At 35.2% G+C, this 20,225-nt stretch carries 22 protein-coding genes, 1 tRNA gene and 1 riboswitch; of the genes, 18 read left to right on the top strand and 5 right to left on the bottom strand.

The features are described from left to right. Nucleotides 1–28 precede the first annotated feature (28 nt). The 12 genes from C8C76_RS03560 (at nt 29) to C8C76_RS03510 (ending at nt 9,862) form a co-directional block, all read left to right on the top strand. A complete protein-coding gene (locus tag C8C76_RS03560; RefSeq protein WP_108138713.1) occupies nt 29–1,522 on the top strand; it encodes a type I restriction-modification system subunit M in 1,494 nt (497 codons plus the stop codon). Further along, nucleotides 1,515–2,798, top strand: a complete 1,284-nt coding sequence (locus C8C76_RS03555; RefSeq protein WP_108138711.1) for a restriction endonuclease subunit S — start codon at nt 1,515–1,517, stop codon at nt 2,796–2,798. The genes C8C76_RS03560 and C8C76_RS03555 overlap by 8 nt, the downstream gene beginning before the upstream one ends. Nucleotides 2,799–2,801: 3 nt before the next feature. Beyond that, complete coding sequence (locus C8C76_RS03550) at nt 2,802–5,837, top strand: type I restriction endonuclease subunit R (RefSeq protein ID WP_108138709.1); 3,036 nt, start codon at nt 2,802–2,804, stop codon at nt 5,835–5,837. Nucleotides 5,838–5,849: 12 nt separating this feature from the next. After that, on the top strand, nt 5,850–6,578 hold the full coding sequence (locus C8C76_RS03545) for a M48 family metallopeptidase (protein WP_108138707.1): 729 nt from the start codon (nt 5,850–5,852) through the stop codon (nt 6,576–6,578). Between the two features lie 83 nt (nt 6,579–6,661). After that, nucleotides 6,662–6,949 (top strand): nucleotidyltransferase family protein, encoded by a 288-nt coding sequence (locus C8C76_RS03540; protein WP_108138705.1) that lies wholly within the window; start codon nt 6,662–6,664, stop codon nt 6,947–6,949. After that, the gene (locus C8C76_RS03535; RefSeq protein ID WP_108138703.1) at nt 6,946–7,284 is read left to right on the top strand and encodes a HepT-like ribonuclease domain-containing protein; all 339 of its coding nucleotides are present in this window, start codon (nt 6,946–6,948) and stop codon (nt 7,282–7,284) included. The genes C8C76_RS03540 and C8C76_RS03535 overlap by 4 nt, the downstream gene beginning before the upstream one ends. A gap of 58 nt (nt 7,285–7,342) precedes the next feature. Further along, complete coding sequence (locus C8C76_RS03530) at nt 7,343–7,717, top strand: hypothetical protein (RefSeq protein ID WP_108138701.1); 375 nt, start codon at nt 7,343–7,345, stop codon at nt 7,715–7,717. Then, nucleotides 7,708–8,031: a hypothetical protein gene (locus C8C76_RS15475; RefSeq protein ID WP_375135239.1), complete on the top strand. Its 324-nt coding sequence runs from the start codon at nt 7,708–7,710 to the stop codon at nt 8,029–8,031. The genes C8C76_RS03530 and C8C76_RS15475 overlap by 10 nt, the downstream gene beginning before the upstream one ends. Before the next feature lie 179 nt (nt 8,032–8,210). Beyond that, nucleotides 8,211–8,756: a site-specific integrase gene (locus C8C76_RS03525; protein WP_089716841.1), complete on the top strand. Its 546-nt coding sequence runs from the start codon at nt 8,211–8,213 to the stop codon at nt 8,754–8,756. Between the two features lie 248 nt (nt 8,757–9,004). Continuing rightward, nucleotides 9,005–9,259, top strand: coding sequence for a UPF0175 family protein (locus C8C76_RS03520; RefSeq protein ID WP_076544530.1), 255 nt, complete (start codon nt 9,005–9,007; stop codon nt 9,257–9,259). A gap of 51 nt (nt 9,260–9,310) precedes the next feature. Further along, a complete protein-coding gene (locus C8C76_RS03515; protein ID WP_089716842.1) occupies nt 9,311–9,517 on the top strand; it encodes a ribbon-helix-helix domain-containing protein in 207 nt (68 codons plus the stop codon). A gap of 153 nt (nt 9,518–9,670) precedes the next feature. Continuing rightward, nucleotides 9,671–9,862, top strand: a complete 192-nt coding sequence (locus C8C76_RS03510; RefSeq protein WP_108138699.1) for a hypothetical protein — start codon at nt 9,671–9,673, stop codon at nt 9,860–9,862. 300 nt (nt 9,863–10,162) lie between these two features. Here the strand turns inward: C8C76_RS03510 and C8C76_RS03505 are convergent, their stop codons facing one another. From C8C76_RS03505 to C8C76_RS03495, 4 genes are all read right to left on the bottom strand, one after another. After that, entirely contained in the window at nt 10,163–10,342 is a 180-nt protein-coding gene (locus C8C76_RS03505) for a hypothetical protein (RefSeq protein WP_108138697.1), read from the bottom strand. A 46-nt stretch (nt 10,343–10,388) separates the two neighbouring features. Continuing rightward, complete coding sequence (locus tag C8C76_RS03500) at nt 10,389–11,657, bottom strand: rolling circle replication-associated protein (protein WP_108138695.1); 1,269 nt, start codon at nt 11,655–11,657, stop codon at nt 10,389–10,391. Beyond that, on the bottom strand, nt 11,611–11,784 hold the full coding sequence (locus tag C8C76_RS15060) for a hypothetical protein (RefSeq protein ID WP_181248137.1): 174 nt from the start codon (nt 11,782–11,784) through the stop codon (nt 11,611–11,613). The genes C8C76_RS03500 and C8C76_RS15060 overlap by 47 nt, the downstream gene beginning before the upstream one ends. Before the next feature lie 403 nt (nt 11,785–12,187). Further along, on the bottom strand, nt 12,188–12,463 hold the full coding sequence (locus C8C76_RS03495; RefSeq protein WP_089862116.1) for a helix-turn-helix domain-containing protein: 276 nt from the start codon (nt 12,461–12,463) through the stop codon (nt 12,188–12,190). A gap of 186 nt (nt 12,464–12,649) precedes the next feature. On the opposite strand from C8C76_RS03495, the gene C8C76_RS03490 reads away from it, so the two are divergent. Then, nucleotides 12,650–13,390: a LexA family transcriptional regulator gene (locus C8C76_RS03490; protein WP_108138693.1), complete on the top strand. Its 741-nt coding sequence runs from the start codon at nt 12,650–12,652 to the stop codon at nt 13,388–13,390. A gap of 14 nt (nt 13,391–13,404) precedes the next feature. Next, complete coding sequence (locus C8C76_RS03485) at nt 13,405–14,568, top strand: tyrosine-type recombinase/integrase (RefSeq protein WP_108138691.1); 1,164 nt, start codon at nt 13,405–13,407, stop codon at nt 14,566–14,568. A 108-nt stretch (nt 14,569–14,676) separates the two neighbouring features. On the opposite strand, the gene C8C76_RS03480 is transcribed toward C8C76_RS03485, so the two are convergent. Further along, nucleotides 14,677–14,751 (bottom strand) — tRNA-Arg (locus C8C76_RS03480). Nucleotides 14,752–14,912: 161 nt separating this feature from the next. Here C8C76_RS03480 and C8C76_RS03475 point away from each other — a divergent pair. The 4 genes from C8C76_RS03475 to C8C76_RS03460 all read left to right on the top strand — a co-directional run bounded on the left by C8C76_RS03475 (nt 14,913) and on the right by C8C76_RS03460 (nt 20,156). Beyond that, nucleotides 14,913–15,806, top strand: coding sequence for a cation diffusion facilitator family transporter (locus C8C76_RS03475; protein WP_108138689.1), 894 nt, complete (start codon nt 14,913–14,915; stop codon nt 15,804–15,806). A gap of 60 nt (nt 15,807–15,866) precedes the next feature. Next, nucleotides 15,867–15,969: riboswitch (SAM riboswitch) on the top strand. A gap of 168 nt (nt 15,970–16,137) precedes the next feature. Next, nucleotides 16,138–17,025 (top strand): methylenetetrahydrofolate reductase [NAD(P)H], encoded by an 888-nt coding sequence (metF, locus tag C8C76_RS03470; protein WP_108138687.1) that lies wholly within the window; start codon nt 16,138–16,140, stop codon nt 17,023–17,025. 1 nt (nt 17,026) lies between these two features. After that, entirely contained in the window at nt 17,027–17,773 is a 747-nt protein-coding gene (locus C8C76_RS03465; protein WP_108138685.1) for a Vitamin B12 dependent methionine synthase activation subunit, read from the top strand. Then, nucleotides 17,757–20,156 carry a homocysteine S-methyltransferase family protein gene (locus C8C76_RS03460; protein WP_108138683.1) on the top strand — a complete coding sequence of 800 codons (2,400 nt, stop codon included), beginning with the start codon at nt 17,757–17,759 and terminating at the stop codon, nt 20,154–20,156. Before C8C76_RS03465 ends, C8C76_RS03460 begins: the two co-directional genes overlap by 17 nt. The last annotated feature ends 69 nt before the right edge of the window (nt 20,157–20,225 follow it).

Raw genomic sequence — 20,225 nt, 5'->3', positions numbered from 1 at the left:
AACTTAACTATTCTAGGAGGAATTGTAAATGTCGAAGTTAACATTAGAAGAATTAGAATCACATCTCTGGGAATCAGCCAATATACTAAGAGGCAGTATTGATTCTGCAGATTATAAGAACTACATATTTGGACTATTATTTCTAAAAAGAATGAATGATGTATTTATGGAGAACAGAGAGCACATAATTGAAGAATACGGTGAAGAAGTAGTAGATGATCCAGACTTTTACACTGAGTCAAAGGTGTTTATTCCTGAAAGAGCTCGCTGGTCTGCAATTAAAGAACAGACTGAAGATATTGGAGCAGCTATCAATAAAGCCTTTGTAGTTTTAGAACAGGAAAACTCTGTTTTAGAAGGAGTTCTGACAACTGTTGATTTTAATGATAAGGATAGACTACCTGACAGTGTGTTAGAAAAGTTAATCCAGCATTATACTGATTTAAAATTGGGAAATGAGGACTTAGAGGATGCTGATCTTCTGGGTAGAGCTTATGAGTACTTAATCAGACAGTTTGCTGATGATGCCGGTAAAAAAGGTGGAGAGTTTTATACCCCTCGTGAGGTGGTTCAGCTTTTAGTAAGAATTTTAGATCCTCAGTCTGGAGATCGAGTCTATGACCCGGCCTGCGGCTCTGGTGGGATGCTTATTTATTCTGCTGAACATATTAGAAAAGAAGATCAGGATAGAATGGAGAACATTTCTCTTTTTGGTCAGGAAAGAAACTTAAATACCTGGTCTATTGCTAAGATGAATATGTTTTTACATGATCTTTATGATGCTCAGATTAAAAGAGGAGATACTTTTACAGAGCCACTGTTTTTAGAAGATGGTGGTAAGCTGCAGCAGTTTGATAGAGTAATAGCAAATCCAATGTGGAATCAGAGCTATGCTAAGGGTGATATTAAAGAGTCTCAGGCATATAATAGATTTAACTATGGTTTCCCACCTAAAAACTCTGCTGACTGGGCCTGGGTTCAGCATATGTTAGCAAGTGCTAATCGTGATGGCAAGGTTGGGGTAGTTTTAGATAATGGTGTGCTTTTCCGAAGCCGTTCTGAGGGTAAGATCAGAAAGAAAATCTTAAAAGAAGATTTAATTGAAGCTGTAATTGCGCTGCCATCTAATTTATTCTATAACACTTCTTCACCTGGTTGTATTTTAATGCTGAATAAGAATAAGCCTGCTGAGAGAAAAGACAAGGTTATTTTTATCTATGGTGAGGAAGATTATGAAGAAGGAAGCAACCAGAACTTCTTAAGAGAAAAAGACTTAGAAAAGATATTAAATGCCTATCACAACTTTGAAGATATAGAGAAATACTGTAGAGTTGCCGATATGGAAGAAATAAAGAGAAATGATTTTAACCTAAATGTACCTCGTTATGTTGACACCACAGAAGAGGAAGAACCGGTCGATGTAGCAGAAGTTTTAACTGAGCTTGATAAGCTGGAAAAAGAAAGAGATGAGATAGAATCAGAGATGATGGGCTATCTTAAGGAGCTTGGTTATAATGGTTAAAGAAGTTTATGTTAATGCCCAAAAGAAGAAAATTCCAGAAAATTGGTCTATTAAAACTATTGGAGATGTTTGTGAATATATGGCTGGATCAACATTTCCCAAAAATGAACAAGGAAATGAAAAAGGAGATATTCCCTTTTATAAAGTAAGTGATATGAATAAATTTAGAAAATATATGGGGGAAGCAAATAATTACATTTCTGAAAAAACAGCAAATGATTTAAATGTAAAAACATGTCCTTCAGGCACTGTAATCTTTCCCAAACTTGGTCAAGCCTTATTAACAAACAAGAGGCGTGTGTTAAGTAGAAATTCTGCTTTTGATAATAATGTAGCAGGTTTAATGGCTAATGAAGTAGATGCAGATTTTTTGTATTATTTTCTTCTATCTTTAAAGTTTGATGCTTTAAGTAATCCAGGCACTGTACCCTCTTTAACAAAAAAAGCAATTAATTCTATTGATGTAATTTACCCTTCTCTATCTGAACAAAAAACAATAGCGTCAATTCTTTCATCAGTAGATAAATCAATAGAAAATGCTGTTGAAGTTATAAAGGAAACAAAAGTATTGAAAAAAGGATTAATGCAGGAGCTGCTTACTAAGGGAATAGGAAATAGAGAGTTTAAGGAAGTAAGATTGGGAGTTAAAAAAATCAAAATTCCTATAAGTTGGAAGGTGAAAAAGTTAAAAGAGATTACAAAAAAGATAAGTGTAGGAATAGCAACAGGTGCTACTGACCATTATAGAGATAAAGGTGTTCCGTTAATTAGAAATACAAATATAAAAAAAGGTTATCTAGATGATACAGAATTGAAATATATTTCTCCTGATTTTGATAATAAAAATAAAAACAAAAGAATAAGATATAATGATGTGATAATTGTTAGAACTGGATATGCAGGTTTAGCATGCAAAGTTCCTGAGAAATATGATGGAGTGCAAACTTTTACAACTTTAATAGTAAGACCACTTCAAGCAGTTTTAGATTCAGATTATTTAGTTAAGAATATTAATTCTTATTTAGGGACAAGTCAAGTAGAAAGAATACAGGTTGGTGGAGGAAGAAGCAACCTTAATGTTGGGAATTTAAAAGATTATTATTTACCTGTTCCGCCTTTAGAAGAACAAAAGCAAATAGCATCAATCCTATCATCAGTTGATTCTAAGATTAAAAAGGAAGAAGAATACAAAGCAAAACTGGAGCGACTAAAAAAAGGTCTGATGCAGAAACTATTAACAGGAGAGATTAGAGTAAATACAGATATGGAGGTTTAGAAAATGACTGGAAATTGGGATGAGTATAATCAATCAGAAAAACCTGCTTTAGATTTGTTTAAAACTTTAGGCTATAAAGTCTATGATCAACTGGATAAAGATTTTGTGAAACTGCCTGTAAGAGAATCAGAACACCAAGTGATTTTAATTGAGGAGCTTAAGAGTGCACTCAAAAGAATCAATCCCTGGATCAATGAGAATAACTTGAATAAGGCAGTTAATGAGATCAGGCCCGCTCGCCTAAAAGCTAATTCTTTAATGGCAGCCAATGAGATGATCTATGATAAGCTAATTAATCACATAAGTTTGCAGCAGGATATAGGTCATGGCAAGAAAAACCAGACTGTTAAGTACATAGATTATGAGAATCTAGATAATAATTCTTTTATAGCAATCAACCAATTTCGAGTCAAAGGAAAAGATCCGATTAAACCTGACATAACTCTGTTTGTTAATGGTTTACCTCTGGCTGTAATAGAATGCAAAAATAATACTACCTGTAATGAACCAGAAGAAGAGGCAATAAATCAGCTGAGAAGATATCAAAATATAAGAAGTGATGATACTGAGGAAGGTGCAGAAGAACTATTTTACCCCAATCAACTGCTTGTTGCAGCCTGGGGTGATTCAGCATCTTCTGCTACAGTAGGAGCTCCAGCACAGGCATTTAAAGGCTGGAAGGATCCTTATCCTTATAATAAAGACTCTTTAAAAGAGTTGTTAGGTAAAGAGCCGACAGGACAGGATATACTTCTTTTCTCCCTTTTTAAGAAGAATAGGTTTTTAGATATTATCAGGAACTTTACTGTTTTTGAAGATAAGGGTAATGCTAAAGTTAAAATGGCCTGCCGCTATCAGCAGTACAGAGCTGTACAAAAAGCAGTGGAAAGAATAAAAAATGCTGAGAGTTTAGAGGACAGAAACGGAACTGTCTGGCATACTCAGGGCTCAGGTAAATCTTTAACCATGCTCTTTTTAGCTCTTAAGCTGAGAAGGATGAAAGAGATTGGTAACCCTACAATGTTGATTGTAACAGATAGGGTAGACCTTGATGAACAGATCAGTGGTACTTTCAAAAAATGTGGCTTTCCTAATCCAGAAAGAGCAGCCAGTGTAAAAGACTTAAAAGATCTTTTGTCATCAGAAGCAGGCAGAACTATTATGACTACTATCCATAAGTTTCAGGAATATGAAAACGAAAAATATCCTGTTTTAACTGAAAGAGAGAATGTATTTGTAATGGCTGATGAAGCCCACAGAACTCAGTTTAAAGATTTAGCCTCTAATATGAGGAGAGCTCTGCCAAATGCAGCTTATATAGGTTTTACTGGGACACCAATTGACAAAGAATCAAGAAGCACCTTAAGAACCTTCGGTGATTATATTGACACCTACACGATAGAAGAATCAGTTGCCGACAATGCTACTCTGCCAATTAAATACGAGAGTAGGCTGACTGAGTTACATGTAGAAGATAGAACTTTAGATGATGTCTTTGATCAAACCTTCCACAGATATTCAGATGAAGAGAAACAGAAGATAAAAGAAAAATACGCTACTGAAAATGATATAGCTGAAGCAAGTTCCAGAATTAAAACTATTGCTCTGGATATTATTAAACATTATACGGAAAAGATTGCCCCTTTTAAGGCTCAAATTGTGGCCGTAAGCAGACAGGCAGCAGTTAGGTATAAAGAGGCGATTGATGAGTTAGATGGTCCAGAAGCAGCTGTATTAATCTCTGGTGACCACAATGACGAGAGTTTACTTAAAAAATACAGTGTTGATAATGATCAGAAATCTAGAATAGTTGAAAGGTTTAAGAATCCTCTCTCTTCACTTAAAATAATCATCGTTTGTGATATGCTCCTAACTGGTTTTGATGCTCCAGTTGAGCAGGTTATGTATTTGGATAAGTCTCTGAAAGAACATAACTTGCTGCAGGCTATAGCCCGAGTTAACAGAGTTTATCCTGAGAAGAATTATGGTCTGGTAGTAGATTATTATGGAGTCTTTGATAACCTTAAAAAGGCACTGGCTATCTTTAATCCTTCTGATGTGGAAAATGCTGTAACTCCAATTGAAGATGAGAAGCCAAGACTGGAAGCTAATCATAGAGAGGTAATGAAATATTTTAGAAATACAGATATGAGTGACCTGGAAGCCTGTATTGAGCTCTTTGAAGACGAAGAGAAGAGAAATGACTTCAAAAATGACTTTAAGGACTTTGCTAAGAGTATGGATATCATTATGCCGCACCCAATAGCTGATCCTTACAGGAGTGATTTATATAAGCTAAGCAAAATCCATACAGCCGTTAGAAATAGGTATCGTGATGATAGTATTGATATCAAAGGTGTGGGAGAAAAGGTTAAAAAACTAATTGATGATCATATCAGAGCAAGCAGTGTCAGAGTCCTACATGAGCCAGTATCTATCCTTGATGAGAAAAAGTTTGAAGAAACTCTAGATGACTTAAAATCTGATAAGGCTAAAGCCAGTGAGATGGAGCATGCGATAAAGAAAGAAATCAACGTACAGATGGAAGAAAATCCTGTCTATTATAAAAAACTAAGTGAGCGACTGGAAGAAATTATCGAAAAGCGTAAAAACAATCAGATGAGTCTTTTAGAGCAGATTGGTGAGATGAAGGATATTATTAATGATATGAGAACAGTTCAGTCGAAAGCAGAAAAACTGGGGTTAAACAAGAAAGAGTTTGCCCTCTATGAACTTCTTTTAAATGAGAGAGATAAAGAAGAAAAGGGCAAAGTTGCAGAAGAGCCTGGTGAATATACAGCAGGTGAAGGGAGCAATGAGCCTTATGTAAACAAAACTGTCAAAGAAGTTACTCAGAATATCTTTAATGATTTAAGTGAGTACACTAAGATTGATCTCTGGCGGCAAAAGACTGAAGTTCTTCAGAAGATGCGAAAAACAACTAAGGTCCACTTGATCAAATATGATGAGTTTAAGCAGAAATATGAGAGTTTAACCAACAAGATAATTAAGCTCTCTCAGAACATATTTATGTTTTAATCGGAGGTAAGAATGCAGCAGATCAAACTGGGAAATAAACTAATAAATTATGAAATAATACGCACTAGACGCAAAACTATGGGGATCATTGTTGATCATGAGAGGAATTTAATAGTTAGATCTCCAAAAAATACAGCAGAAACTAAAATAGAAGAGGTACTAAAGAAAAAAACTAACTGGATTCTTTCCAAATTAAAGGAAATGGATAAGATTAAGCCGGCACCAAAAGAAAAAGAATTTATGACCGGGGAGAAACTTCCTTATTTAGGTCGAAGATATAGGCTGGAAGTTAATCCAGCAGAAATTTCAATAGTAGAAGTAAAGCTCTACCAGGGTAAGTTTATTATTGACTACCCAGTGGATATTGAAGATAAAGAAGAACAACGAAGAGAAAAAATTAGAGTTGCTTTAATTGACTGGTATCGTGAACATGCTAAAGAAAAGATTAATGAGAGAGTGGATAAGTATAAGATTAAGCTTGATGTTGAACCAAATAATGTAGTTGTAAAAAAACAGAAGAAACGTTGGGGCAGCTGCAGCAACAAAAATAACCTTAACTTTAACTGGAAGATCATCATGGCACCAATGTCTATTGTGGATTATTTGGTGGTACATGAGCTTACGCACCTGATACATGACAATCATTCTAGAGATTTCTGGGCAACAGTAGCTGCTGTTATACCTGATATTAAAGAGAAAAAAGAGTGGCTTAAAGTGAACGGTAAGAGGCTAGACTTTTAAAATAAAGTTTTTGTTATAACAGAATAGAATTGATATAATAGTATTAGTAGGTAGTTTACTCTAGCAGAGGAAGGAGTTAAAATATGGATAACAAAGATCTCAAGAAAAAATTAAAAGATTTAAAGCCGATTTTAGAAAAGAATTATAAGGTTAAAAGCATCGGTCTTTTCGGATCATTTGCAAGAAATGAAGCTAATGAAAATAGCGATGTAGATATTCTCGTCCAATTTTCTGAAGATATAGGCTGGGAATTTATAGATTTAAAGCGATTTTTGGAAGAAAGTTTAGAGCGAGACGTTGATTTAGTAACTGTAGAAGCTTTAAAATCAGAATTAAAAGAAGAGATATTAAGAGATGTGATATACCAATGAGAAGAGACCTATTATTTTTAAAAGATATCATTAAGGCAATGAATAAAATATTTAGTTATACTGAAAAGATGACAAAAGAAGATTTTAAAAAAGATGATAAGACTATTGATGCAGTTTTGAGAAATATAGAGATTATAGGGGAAGCAGCTAATAAATTATCCGAAAAAATATATGAAGAAAACAAAAATGTTCCCTGGGGACGGATGATTGGTTTAAGAAACATTGTTATTCATGAGTATTTTGGTGTTGATTTGAATATTATCTGGCAGATTGTTACAGTTAATTTACCAGAAACCAAACCGAAAATTGAGGAAATATTAAAAAAAATGTCATAACTTAATTTTTTAGGAGGTAGGGGGTAAACAAATTAAGATTTTAAATTGGAATTGTAATATGGCTTTTAGAAAGAAAAAAGAGCATGTTTTAGAGTTAGATCCTGATTTATTAATAATTCAAGAGTGTGAAAACCCAGCTAAACAGGGTACCTGGCAGGAATTTTCTAACTATATTTGGGTCGGAGATAACAACAATAAAGGGATAGGAGTATTTTCTAGAAATGATTTTAATGTAAAGTTAATAGAAGAAGTAAAGAAGGATATCAGTAGATATGTATTACCCGTTAAAGTTACAAGTAATGGACAGGAAATAATCGTATTAGCAGTATGGACAATGAATGATACTCTAGACAGGAAAAAACGCTATATTGCTCAGGTTTATACAGCATTAAAATATTATAATAATCTTTTAATGAACACACTATTGTATTAGGTGATTTTAATTGGAATCATATATGGGATATCTCACCAGATGGGCCCCTTTACGGAAATTTAGCAGATACTAGAAGAATTCTAAATAATAATAAAATATTTAGCCTCTATCATAAATTAAAAAAGGAAAAATTAGGAAAAGAACTAGCTTCAACTTTTTATATGTATAAAAAAAGAGACAGGGGATATCATATTGATTACATCTTTGCCCATAAAGATATGATAAATGATATTTTAGACTTTTGGGTTGGGGAATATGAAAAATGGATTGAGTATAGTGATCACATGCCTTTGTTTTTTGAAACTTCAAATTAATCAATTCACCACAATAGTTAATAAGGTGAGTTGACATTTGTGGTCTTTATTGCTGTTATAGCAACCTTAGCGGCGGTGAAGGCCCAATATTTTGCTTATGAACTCACTTCAATAGATGTCTATTCTGTGTTAAATGAGCTTTTATGTATCTTAAACAAATTAGAAAGGGGATTAAACTAATGAAAAAAGTTGAGCCGATCAGAGACAAGGAATTGATTGAGGAGATTAAACGCTTATTGTTGATGGATAATTACAGGAATTATCTACTTTTTGTGCTCGGAATTAATACTGGCCTTAGAATTGGAGACATGCTGCAACTAAAAGTTTCTGATGTAAGGAATAAGACACATATCCAGATCAAAGAACAGAAGACTCAAAAGTCAAAGAAGTTCTTTATTAATGGTGTTTTGCGAGATGCTTTAGATCAATACATTAAAAACATGGCTGATCATGAGTACCTCTTTCAGAGTAGGAACGGGACCAACAAACCGATAACTAGAAGTCAGGCATATAGAGTGCTAAGTTCTGTAGGTAAAGAAGTTGGTCTGGAATCCATTGGCTGCCATTCTACCCGTAAAACCTTCGGTTACCACCATTATCAGCAGTACAAAGATGTAGCAATGCTGCAGAAACTTTTTAACCATTCTGCTCCGAGTATTACTCTAGATTATATAGGGGTAAATCAGGATTTGATGGATGAATCAATGAAAGACTTCGAACTGTAAGTTAGAAAAGCGATAGTGCTCTAAGCTCTTATGTAGAAAGGGCTGAGGAGGGTTGAGAATAGCAGTTTGGAGCCTTGTGTTTATGCTGGGTATTCTTTATGTAGAACGGTTAGAAACAGCTTTAAATAGCCTTTGTGTGCTCCCAGTAGTATATTGGTTGTTAAGCTTTTTTTCTACTGCAGATATGTGCTATAATAGAGTTAGTAATACGCATCTGAGTATAATAAGTCCAGTAGGAGGATAATGACATGCCTAGAAAAATGGAGATAGAATATCCTGACACTTTGCCTGATTTACTTCAAGAAAGTCCTGAAGAATTTGAACGAGAAGCTAAATTGGCAATGGCGGTCAAACTATTTGAACTTAAACGAATATCTTCGGGTATGGCTGCAGAAATGGTTGGGATGGATCGAGCCGCATTTCTGTTAGAGTTGCACAGATATGGTGTAGAAATGATAAACATGGATCCAGAAGAATTAGCTTCTGATGTTGAGAATGCCTAAAACTCATTAATTCCTTCATTACTGGCAAATTTCTTGAAGGAGGTGATTATAGTGGGGAAGAAGGAAAAGAAATCTGATTGTCGTTTCATCTTAAAAAAGAAGAAAAAAATTAGTGAAATGAAACAAGTTAGTATTTATGTAACTCAGGATCAAGATGATAAAGCTAATGAACTAAGTGAGAGATCTGGTCAAAGTAAATCATACATTTATAGAGAAGCATTTTATGAATATTATGATCGTGTTGAAGTAAGAGATTAATTTTTTAAGATACATCATCTTATGGTATAAGTTTGGGTAGCATATCGATTACAATATTATCGATTCCTATAAAGATAATAAGATGAATCAGCATGATGATAAGATTTATAAATTATATTTGAGACAAAATATTAAAATTAGGAGCTGATAACCGTGACAAAGCAATTTGAAGTCGGCGCAAGTTACCAGGCAAAGAATTATAGAGACAGTGGCTATAACTTTCCTAAAGGAGAGTATCACCTTAAAATTATCCAGGAAGGATTTCCTGAAAAGCCAGTTAATGATGAAGAAGAACTAGTCATTGCTGAAGAACAGTGGCTGGAAGGCTTAGAGGGAACTGATTAATACAAGACTGATCTGGAAGGTAATTGGTACTATTTTGAGTTTCCTTTAAATGATGAGGGTGTAGAATGCATGTGGATACCTGAATCAGTGGTATTTGATGTATTTGAATAAAAGTTAAGTATAGCAAGAAATGGACCTTTTCTTTCTCTGGGCGGCTGGACCACTTTTATATAAGTTTTAGACATAGATCTCCCTGTGATTATGACCTGGCATTTAAAGTCCTGCGGCGCGCATCCAGGTGTTATCTAATAGGGAGTAAGAGTAAAATATTTAGTTGTCAATGTTCAAGCAGGAGAGACCCTATGCTGCAACAGTAGCCGGCATATATTCCTGATCATTGTAGAAAAGTTCATGCTTGGCCTGATAGTATATATCTTTGGTTATAATGTCACTATTAAGTTTCTCTGCTATTTCTAGAATCTTATCCAGTAACTGGCCTGCTCTTTGTTCTATCATTGAGTAGAGATTAGAATCTTCCATAACTCTTCTTTTTATGTTGGAGCAGAATCTTCCATAACTCTTCTTTTTATGTTGGAGCAGAATCTTCCATAACTCTTCTTTTTATGTTGGAGCTTTTTGAATACTCTCCCTTACCTTCGATTAACCCACTTTCCCAGTCTACCCCAACAGAATTACTAAACACATATTGGTCCACCTGTCGTTGTAATTCAGGAGTAATTACCTCCAGTGGCTGTTTTAGTAAGTCATTACTTCTCAAAAGTATTTTTCTATTTTTAGTTCTAGAATCTTTTCTAGTTTCACTAATTTCTTCGCAGAGATAATTTGACAACTTAGTCGCTTTTGCCTTTAAATTATCTTTTTTACTGATGTGTAGGCCAGGTCTACTAATCGAATTAAGAGAGCTAATATGAGCTATTCCGTGACCCCACTTATCCTGAAGTTTAGATTGCTCCAGGTACTTTAGATTAGACAGCATGTGAAAGTGTGGTCTACCATTTTCCTGGAATTCTAACACTGCTATGTATTTGAAGTCACCTTCATAGGCTTCTGATAAATTCTTCAGATTCTCAATGAATTTACTGAAAGCAGAGTAGGCATTTTCAATATTATGCGGAGACTTACCAGACAGAAGAGAGTTGATTCTTGAAGCTAGTTTTCTTTTAATAGCTTGATTATGAGTACTGATACTTTTAAATGTTCTTTCTTCCTTTTCAAAAGACTCTTCTATTTTGGCGATCATAGATGAAGCCTGTTCGATTAAGATGTTTATAATTTTTTTACGTAGCTTCTTTTCTTCCTCACTGTTATTTAAGTATCTTCTATCTTTCTCCTTTTTATATTTCAGGTTGGTCTTACCTTTAAGAAGCTGCAATTCACTTTCACTCAACTGATCAGCAAGGTAGAGTTCATTTTTATCTTTATCGCTTCTTTTTGAAGAAAATAGGCTGTAGAAGTCTACATCTCCCATAGTTACTGTGGTAAAAGTATTCATGTCTTCAATATTAGCAATGGTCAATTTCCAGGTCTTCTTTTTCAGTTGATTGATATTAGAAGCTATTCTTTCTTCTGGAGATGGAGTATAGGTGCTTTTACTTCTTGATGATGTGTTATCATTTATCCTGGGCTTCCATTTGTTTTCCTTTTCTCCGCCCCTGTATATTTCATCTTTATAACTTATTTCATCGAGAATATTACCGTATAGATCTAGCTTTCTCGAGTACCATACTCCTTTAATATCCCTTTCGATAGAGTTTAATGTTGCTACATTTCTGCCTTCCGCCTTATCCTCATTCTTTTTCATGGTAGTTCTGAGATTTTGAGCTGTCACTGTCATTGTTATTACCTCCGTTATTGCTTTCCTGTTTCTTTCTGCTCTGGAATATATCTTCTTTAAGCAAACTAAGTATTTGAATGTTACTGAGTTTAGATTTCTTTAACTTTAAGATTTCGTCTACTTTCACTGTTTTAGAAGCCTCCTTAATCCGATCACAGGATTTCGTAAGTACTTAAGTAGTTATTTAAAAGAACTTAATAGCAGGTCTTTTTTTATGGCTGAAGGCAGAGAACCTTGCTTGGGATCCTCTACCTTCATCCCCCCATTTTAAAAAGTGCTTCTATATATATAATACCGATTAAAAGGCCGTTTTTGACAGTGAAATTCAAATTTTGATAATAAAATTACTCAAGCTCACTAAAAGAGCATATGTTCATTTAGAATGAAAGTTAAAATATTAGTAAACAAAAAAAGACCCAGGCCCGTTAAGACCTGGATCTGTTGGAGGATTTTCAGATTACTACTTCGCTATTTAGAATGTGATAATTTCGGGGGAGAGGAGACTCTTCTTTCTCCCCCTACTATTATAATTAAACGATTACCTGTTCTTCCAAATCTAGATCTTCTTCAGATCCGTAAAACCAAGCAAGGAACTCTGCTCTTGAGACTGTCCATTTACCTCCCATCTTTCTTGCAGGAATTTCTCCTGCTTCCAGCATCATATAAATTTTAGAATCAGATAGAGGCAAAAGCTCTTTTAAGTCGCTTACACCTAAAGAAAAAGGTATCTGCTCAAAGTCAAAGTCGATTTGTTCTTTTACGGCATTCTTAAAATAAATTATCAGATCTGTTTTAGTATCTTTCATCTTAAATCCTCCTAAAATATTAGTGTGTGCAAATATTGAACAACAATCAATTGCTGTTTATTTGCTTTATTACAACAATATTATAGCATGAAGCCTTCTTTTTGTAAAGTATAATCCTAAAATAATTAAAAAAGTGTTTGTAATAATCCTAAAAATATGTTACAATCTATTTGGAGGTGAGAGAAAGTGAAAAAAGATAAAGTGAAATTAATGAATTTAGTAAGTAGAGCAATTGGTGATAAATCAGTCACGAAGTTTGCTAAAGAAGCAGACATACACAGATCTTATTTATCTAAACTCAAAAACGGGTCGCTTGAGTTTGATCCAAAGCCAGATATTTTAGAAAAAATAGCCGAGAATAATGATAAAGTTCGTTATATTGAATTAATGGTAGCCGCAGGTTATCTGGATGAGAAGTATCTTTTAGTTATGGATAATGATGACGAGGAGCAAGATGAGGAAAAAAAAGACACTCAAGGAGCAAAAGGGTTACTTTCAACTTATCTTGAGCAGGTAGAAAAGAAGAACCCTAGAGAAATGGTTACAAGTTACAATTATAATAATGAAGCTTTTTGGGATGAGAAGCAAGAATGTGTTAAAGAAGACTATTTCACTTTTCCAGAAGGCTATGTTACAGATTCCTCTTATGCTTTAAAGATGACAAACAATAAATTTAAGGATTGGGGAATTATAAGAGATGATTACATTCTAATTAGACCCATAAATGATGAGCCTGAGAATGGCTCTACAATATTAGTGATTATCAGAAAAGGTGGTGATTGCAACAGAACAATTAAAAGATACTACATTATTAATAAAGATAAGGTGAGATTAGAACCAGATGTTGAGAACTATGGCGAAATTGATAAATCAGAAATTGAGGTTAAAGGATTAGTAATATACGCAGCAAGACAATATATCAAATAATAGGAGGAATATTTATGTCTAGCATTAAGAAATTGAAATCTGGAAATTGGCAATCACAAGTATATCTGGGGAAGGATCCAGAAACAGGAAAGGCAATAAGAGAATATAAGACATTTACCCGTAAGAGAGATGCAAAAAAATGGGCTAGAAAAATGGAATTGCAGGCTGATCAGGGAATCGTAGTACAGACAAACATGACAGTAAAGGATTTGTTACTGAAGTGGTTTGAGGAGTATGCAGTGGTTCAGACAGAAAAGACTACTCATGATAGATATGAGATCATACTCAAAACTCACTTAATTCCCGCCCTGGGACATATTAATTTAAAAGAACTGAGTCCGGCTCACATTCGAGTATATTTGCAGAAGAAGCGGAAAGACGGGAGAAAAGACGGCAAAGAAGGTGGGTTATCAGAAGCAACACTATTAAAGCACTATAAGAAGCTGAAGCAAGCTTTAAGCTTTGCGGTTAGAAATAGATACATTGCAGCTAACCCTGCTGATCCTGTTGAATCACCAAAAATTGATCGGAGAAGGAATAATACCATTGTTACTTTAACGAAAGAAGAAATAAGTAAACTGTTAGATGTTGCTAAAGAGGATGATCCGCTATTACATGACTTTATCTATCTTGCAGTCCATACAGGGATGAGAAAAAGTGAGCTTTTAGGCCTGGAATGGGATAATGTTGACTTTGAGAATAAGAAGATTCGGGTGAGACAGGCTCTGGTAGGTGAAAAGGGTAATGGCTCTGTTCTAAGAGAAAGTACTAAAACGGCTAATAGTAACAGGAATATCGATATTACTGACGAAATAGTAGAAGTACTGAAGAAAAGAAAAGAGAAACAAAAGGAGTTCAAAGAATTCCTGGGAGATAATTATCACGATGAGTATAATCTGGTGTTCTGTAAAGAAGATGGTGAAAAATATTATCCAGACAGATATAATGTTAGATATGCTGAATTAAGAGATAAAGCTGGATTAGATAAAGAAAAAACACTCCATACACTTCGCCATACACATGCTTCGATTCTGCTGCAGCTAAATGAACATCCTAAGATTGTTCAGGAGAGATTGGGTCATGCCTCAATCACTCAAACAATGGATACTTATTCTCATTTAATTCCGACTTTACAGGCTGAAGCTGCTGAAAAAGCTTCTAAATTTCTGGATGCTTGATTGCGGTGGATAGAAAGTACTGCGGTGAAATCACGGTGGGAAGCTTAATGAGAATAGATACTGAAAAAGAAAAACTGCTATAATCGCTGTTATAGCAGGAATGATATATGGTGCCCCCGGTAGGAGTCGAACCTACGCTCAAGGCTTCGGAGGCCTTTGCTCTATCCACTGAGCTACGGGGGCATTACCTAAATTATTTTAACAGACAGACTACTTAATGTCAATAAGCTGCAAATTTTTATTGGAAAAAGAAATTATTTAACAGTATTAAATTCCTTTAGATGCTATAATTTTATATATAAAAAATAAAGGGGAATAAAATATGAATTATATTTGTGATTTTAATGAGTGACCATCACCATCAACATGATCATTCAGCAGTGGGAAATATTAAATTTGCCTTTTTCTTAAATTTAAGCTTTTCAATAATTGAAATCATTGGTGGTCTTTTAACTAACAGTATGGCAATTTTATCTGATGCCCTACATGATCTTGGTGATTCCATTTCTCTGGCAGTTTCCTGGTATCTTGAGAACTTTTCGCAGCAGGGAGCAGACGAAGATTTTAGTTATGGATATGCTCGTTTTTCACTTCTGGGAGCATTAATTAACAGTCTGGTTTTAATTCTGGGTTCATTTTTTATTCTTTCAGAGGTAATACCAAGACTTTTTAATCCTCAGACAGTTCATCCAGAAGGGATGTTGTTTCTAGCAATCATTGGGATAACAGTTAATGGAATTTCAGTTTTAAAACTAAGAGGGGGCAGTTCCTTAAATAAAGAAGTGGTAAGCTGGCATTTGATGGAAGACCTGCTGGGATGGACAGCAGTTTTAATTGTTAGTATAATTTTGATTTTTAAAAGTATACCAATTTTAGACCCGCTCCTATCTTTATTAATCAATATCTACATTTTATATAATGTTATCTCCAAACTGAAAAGAGTTTTAAATATTTTTCTGCAGGGGGTTCCAGGTGGAATTGATATAAAAAAACTGCAGCAGAAGCTTGTTGAGCAAACTGAGGCGCTTGCTGTTCACCATACTCATGTCTGGACACTGGAGGGAGAAAAGAACTTTCTCAGCACACATCTTATTATTCCGGATCAATTTTCAAAAGAAGATATAATAAAGCTTAAATCTCAGGTTAAAAATTTGATGGCTGCTGAAAAAATTGATCATGTAACAGTAGAAATTGAATATAAGAATGAGAATTGTGAGGATAAAAATTGTGATGCTTAAGCTGTCCAAATTCTTGACACAAATCTTTTAATGTGGTAAAGTAATTAAAAATAGAATATTGTCTTATCAAGAGTGGTGGAGGGATCTGGCCCTGCGAAACCCGGCAACCAGCAGTTATACTGCCCGGTGCTAAATCCAGCAGGTTCAGCCTGAAAGATAAGTAGTTGTGAAACCCACTTCTACTTAGGAAGTGGATTTTTTCTTTTAATGTTATTTTTTAAACATTAAGTTTCAACAAATTTTAATATTAGAGCAGAGAGTAATTAGAGCAGAGACAATAAGTAAATAATTTTAAAAGCAGCAGAGCAGCTTAAGGAGGATAAGATTAGCAATGAAGATTAAAAATATTTTTGACGAAAAAGAAGTGGTGTTTTCTCTGGAGGTATTTCCACCGCGACCGGATGTGCCGATTGAAAATATCTATCAAACTTTAGAAGAACTAAAAGATATTGATCCTGATTATATAAGTGTAACTTATGGTGCTGGGGGAGGAGTCCGCAAAAATAGAACCTGTGAACTTTCTTCGATTATCAAAGAAAAATACGATGTAGAAGCGCTGGCCCACTTAACCTGTATCAATTCTGATCAGGATACTCTAAATAAAATACTGGCCAGGCTGGAGGCGAAAGATATTAACAATATTCTAGCACTGAGGGGAGATAAACCTGTAGATGGTGAGCCACTCGGAGACTATGATTATGCCTATCAGCTGGTTGAGCATATCAAAAAGCATAATGATTTTGGAGTTGCAGCTGCCTGTTATCCAGAAGGCCATTTAGAAACAGAGAGTCTGGACCAGGATATTGAATATTTAAAACAGAAGGTTGAATATGGAGTCGATTATTTAATTTCACAGATGTTTTTTGACAATTCTCTTTTCTATAAATTTCGCAATAAGGTAGAAAAAAAGGGGATTGAGGTACCGATTGAAGCTGGAATCATGCCGGTTATTAATAAAAAACAAGTAGGAAGAATTATTGAGTTATCAGATGCCTATTTTCCACAAAAATTTAAGAAGATTTTAGATAAATATGAAGATAATCCGGAAGCTTTAAGAGATGCTGGAATTGCTTATGCAGTCGAGCAGATAGTAGATTTAATTTCCAGTGAAGTAGATGGAATTCATCTTTATACAATGAACAATCCTTATGTGGCCCGCAGAATTAAAGAGGCTGTTGGTTCTTTGATTACCCATATAAACGGCAAAAAGGTTGATTAAAATGGAATTTGAAATTGACAGAAATGAAGTTTTAAGATATTTACAGACTGCAAAAGACTTAGAAGATGAGAATATAAACCGTCTTCTTGACGAATCAATTGCAGAAATAAAGAAGCTGATCAATTTCCGCTATCTTTATCAAAAATTTCCTATTCAGCATACTGCAGAAGGGGTAAAAATTAAAAATACAACCTTAACTTTAAAGGGGAGAAGTATCAAAAAACACCTTCAGAAATCAGAAGAAATTTACCTAATGGCGGCTACACTCGGTGCTCAGGTTGATAAAAAAATTTCTTATTATGAAAAAATATCAGTCACCAAATCAATGATTTTTGATGCCTGTGCCACCACGGCTATTGAAGAAGGCTGTGATCAGGTGGAAGCAGAGATTAAAGAAAAAGTACTGGCGGCAGGAAATGAAGCTATCACTTTCCGCTACAGCCCGGGTTATGGTGATCTTGGGATAGATATCCAAAAAGAATTTTTACGAATTATAAAGGCCCCAAAAAAGATTGGTTTAACTGCTTCTAAATATAATATGCTGCTGCCGACAAAATCTGTAACTGCAATTATTGGAGTTCTGGAGGAAAAAGAGACTGCAGCAGAGAATTTAACTAATCAGGAGCAGGAAGTTGTAAATCAGGATGATAGAGATCTAGAATTTGAAGCAAGGCACTGCAAAAACTGTCTTCTATACGAAGACTGTGAGCTGAGAAGAAGGGGGATTTACTGTGGAGCTAAAGGATAGACTGGGAAAAGAAGTTATTATTTTTGATGGCGCAATGGGAACAGTACTACAGCAGCGGGGGTTAAAAGCTGGAGATGTTCCGGAAAAATTAAATATAGAAAAAAGTAAAGAAATTATAGATATTCATAAAAGTTATCTTAAAGCCGGAGCTGAAATTTTAACTACCAATACCTTTGGAGCCAATGCCCTAAAAATGGAGGAGATTGATTATTCAGTTGAGGAAGTAATTGCAGCAGGAGTTGAGAATGCAAAAGCAGCGGTAATGGAATCCGGGCTTGAGGCAGCAGTTGCTCTTGACATGGGTCCTCTGGGAGAACTTTTAGAACCGATGGGCAGTTTAACTTTTGACGAAGCTTATAATCTTTACCAGCAGCAGGTGCTGGTGGGAGTTGAGTATGGAGCAGATTTAATACATATAGAAACAATAGCTGATCTTTACGAAGCAAGGGCGGCTGTGCTGGCGGCTAAGGAGAATTCTAATCTGCCTGTATTCTGCACCCTGACCTTTGAAGAAGACGGCCGCACCTTTACCGGGGGCAGCATCCGCTCTATGATTTCAGTTTTAGAAGGTCTGGGGGTAGACGGGCTTGGTCTCAACTGTTCTCTGGGGCCGGAAAAGCTGGAGCCGCTGGTGGAGGAAGTTTTAAAATATTCTGAGACACCGGTTATTCTGCAGGCAAATGCCGGCTTACCGGTAGTTGAAGACGGAGAAACCGTTTTTAAAATTACGCCTGAGGAATATTTTAAGCCAATTTCACGTTTATACGAAAAGGGACTGGCGGTTATTGGAGGCTGCTGTGGAACTAATGAAGATTTTATTTCTCTGATTGCAGAGAACTTAAAGAATAAAAAAGTCAAAAATCGGACTGTGACTAGTGAAAGTCTTGTCTGTTCACCTTCTCAATATCTTAAACTGGATGGGATAAATGTTGTGGGAGAAAGAATAAACCCGACAGGTAAAGCAGCATTTAAGCAGGCTTTAAGAAATGGAGATTTGGATCATATACTCAAAGTGGCAGTTGAAGAAGTCGATGCTGGGGCAGATATACTCGATGTAAATCTCGGGCTGCCTGATATTGATGAAAAAGAAATGATGGTTAAAGTGATTAAAGAGCTGCAGGGTATTTTAGATATCCCTCTTCAGATTGATTCCAGTGATCCTGAGGTAATAGAAGATGCTTTAAGATATTATAATGGAACAGCGATTGTTAATTCAGTTAATGGAGAAATGAAGGTTCTGGAAAACACCCTGCCTGCTGTTAAAAAATATGGAGCAGCAGTGATTGGGCTGACCATGGATGATAACGGGATTCCGGATACTGCTGCTGGACGTTATAAAATTGCAGAAAGAATTGTTAAAAAGGGAGCTGAATACGGAATCAGTAGAGATAAGATTATTATTGACTGTCTTACTCTGACTGCTTCTGCCCAGCAGGAAGGAGTTAAAGAAACTCTTAAAGCTTTAAAAATGGTTAGAGAAAAACTTGGAGTAAAAACTACCCTTGGGGTTTCCAATGTTTCTTTTGGTTTGCCGGCTCGTCCGGTTTTAAACAGAACTTTTTTGAGTATGGCCCTCTATCAGGGTTTAAATCTGCCGATTATTGATCCTAATGATCAGGAAATGATGGCAGCAGTTAAGGCTGCTGCTGTATTAAATAATCTTGATCAGGGAGCAGCTCAATATATTGAATATATGGCTGAAAATGAGAGTGATAATGATTCGAAAGCAGCTGCTGAAAACAGCGGAGAAAATAATTCTAAGGCTGATTTAAAAACAGTAATAGTAAAAGGCTTAAAAACTGAAGCCGGCCGCTTAACAGAAGAAATACTGCAGGAAAAGGATGCCCTGGAAATAGTAAATGATTATTTAATTCCGGCTTTAGATACTGTAGGAGAGCGCTACGAAAAGGGAGAAATATTTTTACCTCAGCTGGTTCAGTCAGCTGAAACAGTTAAAGAAGCTTTTGCTGTTTTAAAAGCAGAAATGGCCCGCACCGGAGGTAGAGATATCTCTAAAGGGAAGATTGTAATGGCTACGGTTAAAGGTGATGTTCACGATATTGGTAAAAATATTGTCAAAACAGTACTTGAAAACTACGGTTATCAGATAATTGATCTGGGACGGAATGTAAATATCAAAGAAGTAGTTAAAGCTGTTAAGGAAAATGAAATTAAACTTCTTGGTTTAAGTGCTCTGATGACAACTACTGTAAAAAATATGGAGAAGACAATTAAGGCTGTGCGAGAAGCAGCACCAGCGACTAAAATTATGGTGGGGGGAGCAGTTTTAACAGCAGATTATGCAGAAATGATAGAAGCTGATTATTATGCTAGAGATGCAAAAGAAGCGGTAGAAATTGCTAAAAAAATATTTAAAGAATAAATCAATTGAACAAATTGCTGTAAAATCAACTAAAAAAATGCCTCCAGCCATTAAAGCTGGAGGCACTAT

It is taken from the genome of Halanaerobium saccharolyticum (assembly GCF_003053565.1).
Classification (GTDB): Bacteria; Bacillota; Halanaerobiia; order Halanaerobiales; family Halanaerobiaceae; genus Halanaerobium; species Halanaerobium saccharolyticum_B.
Note: the sequence above shows the minus strand (reverse complement) of the source record. Positions and strands in the feature narration are given on the sequence as shown.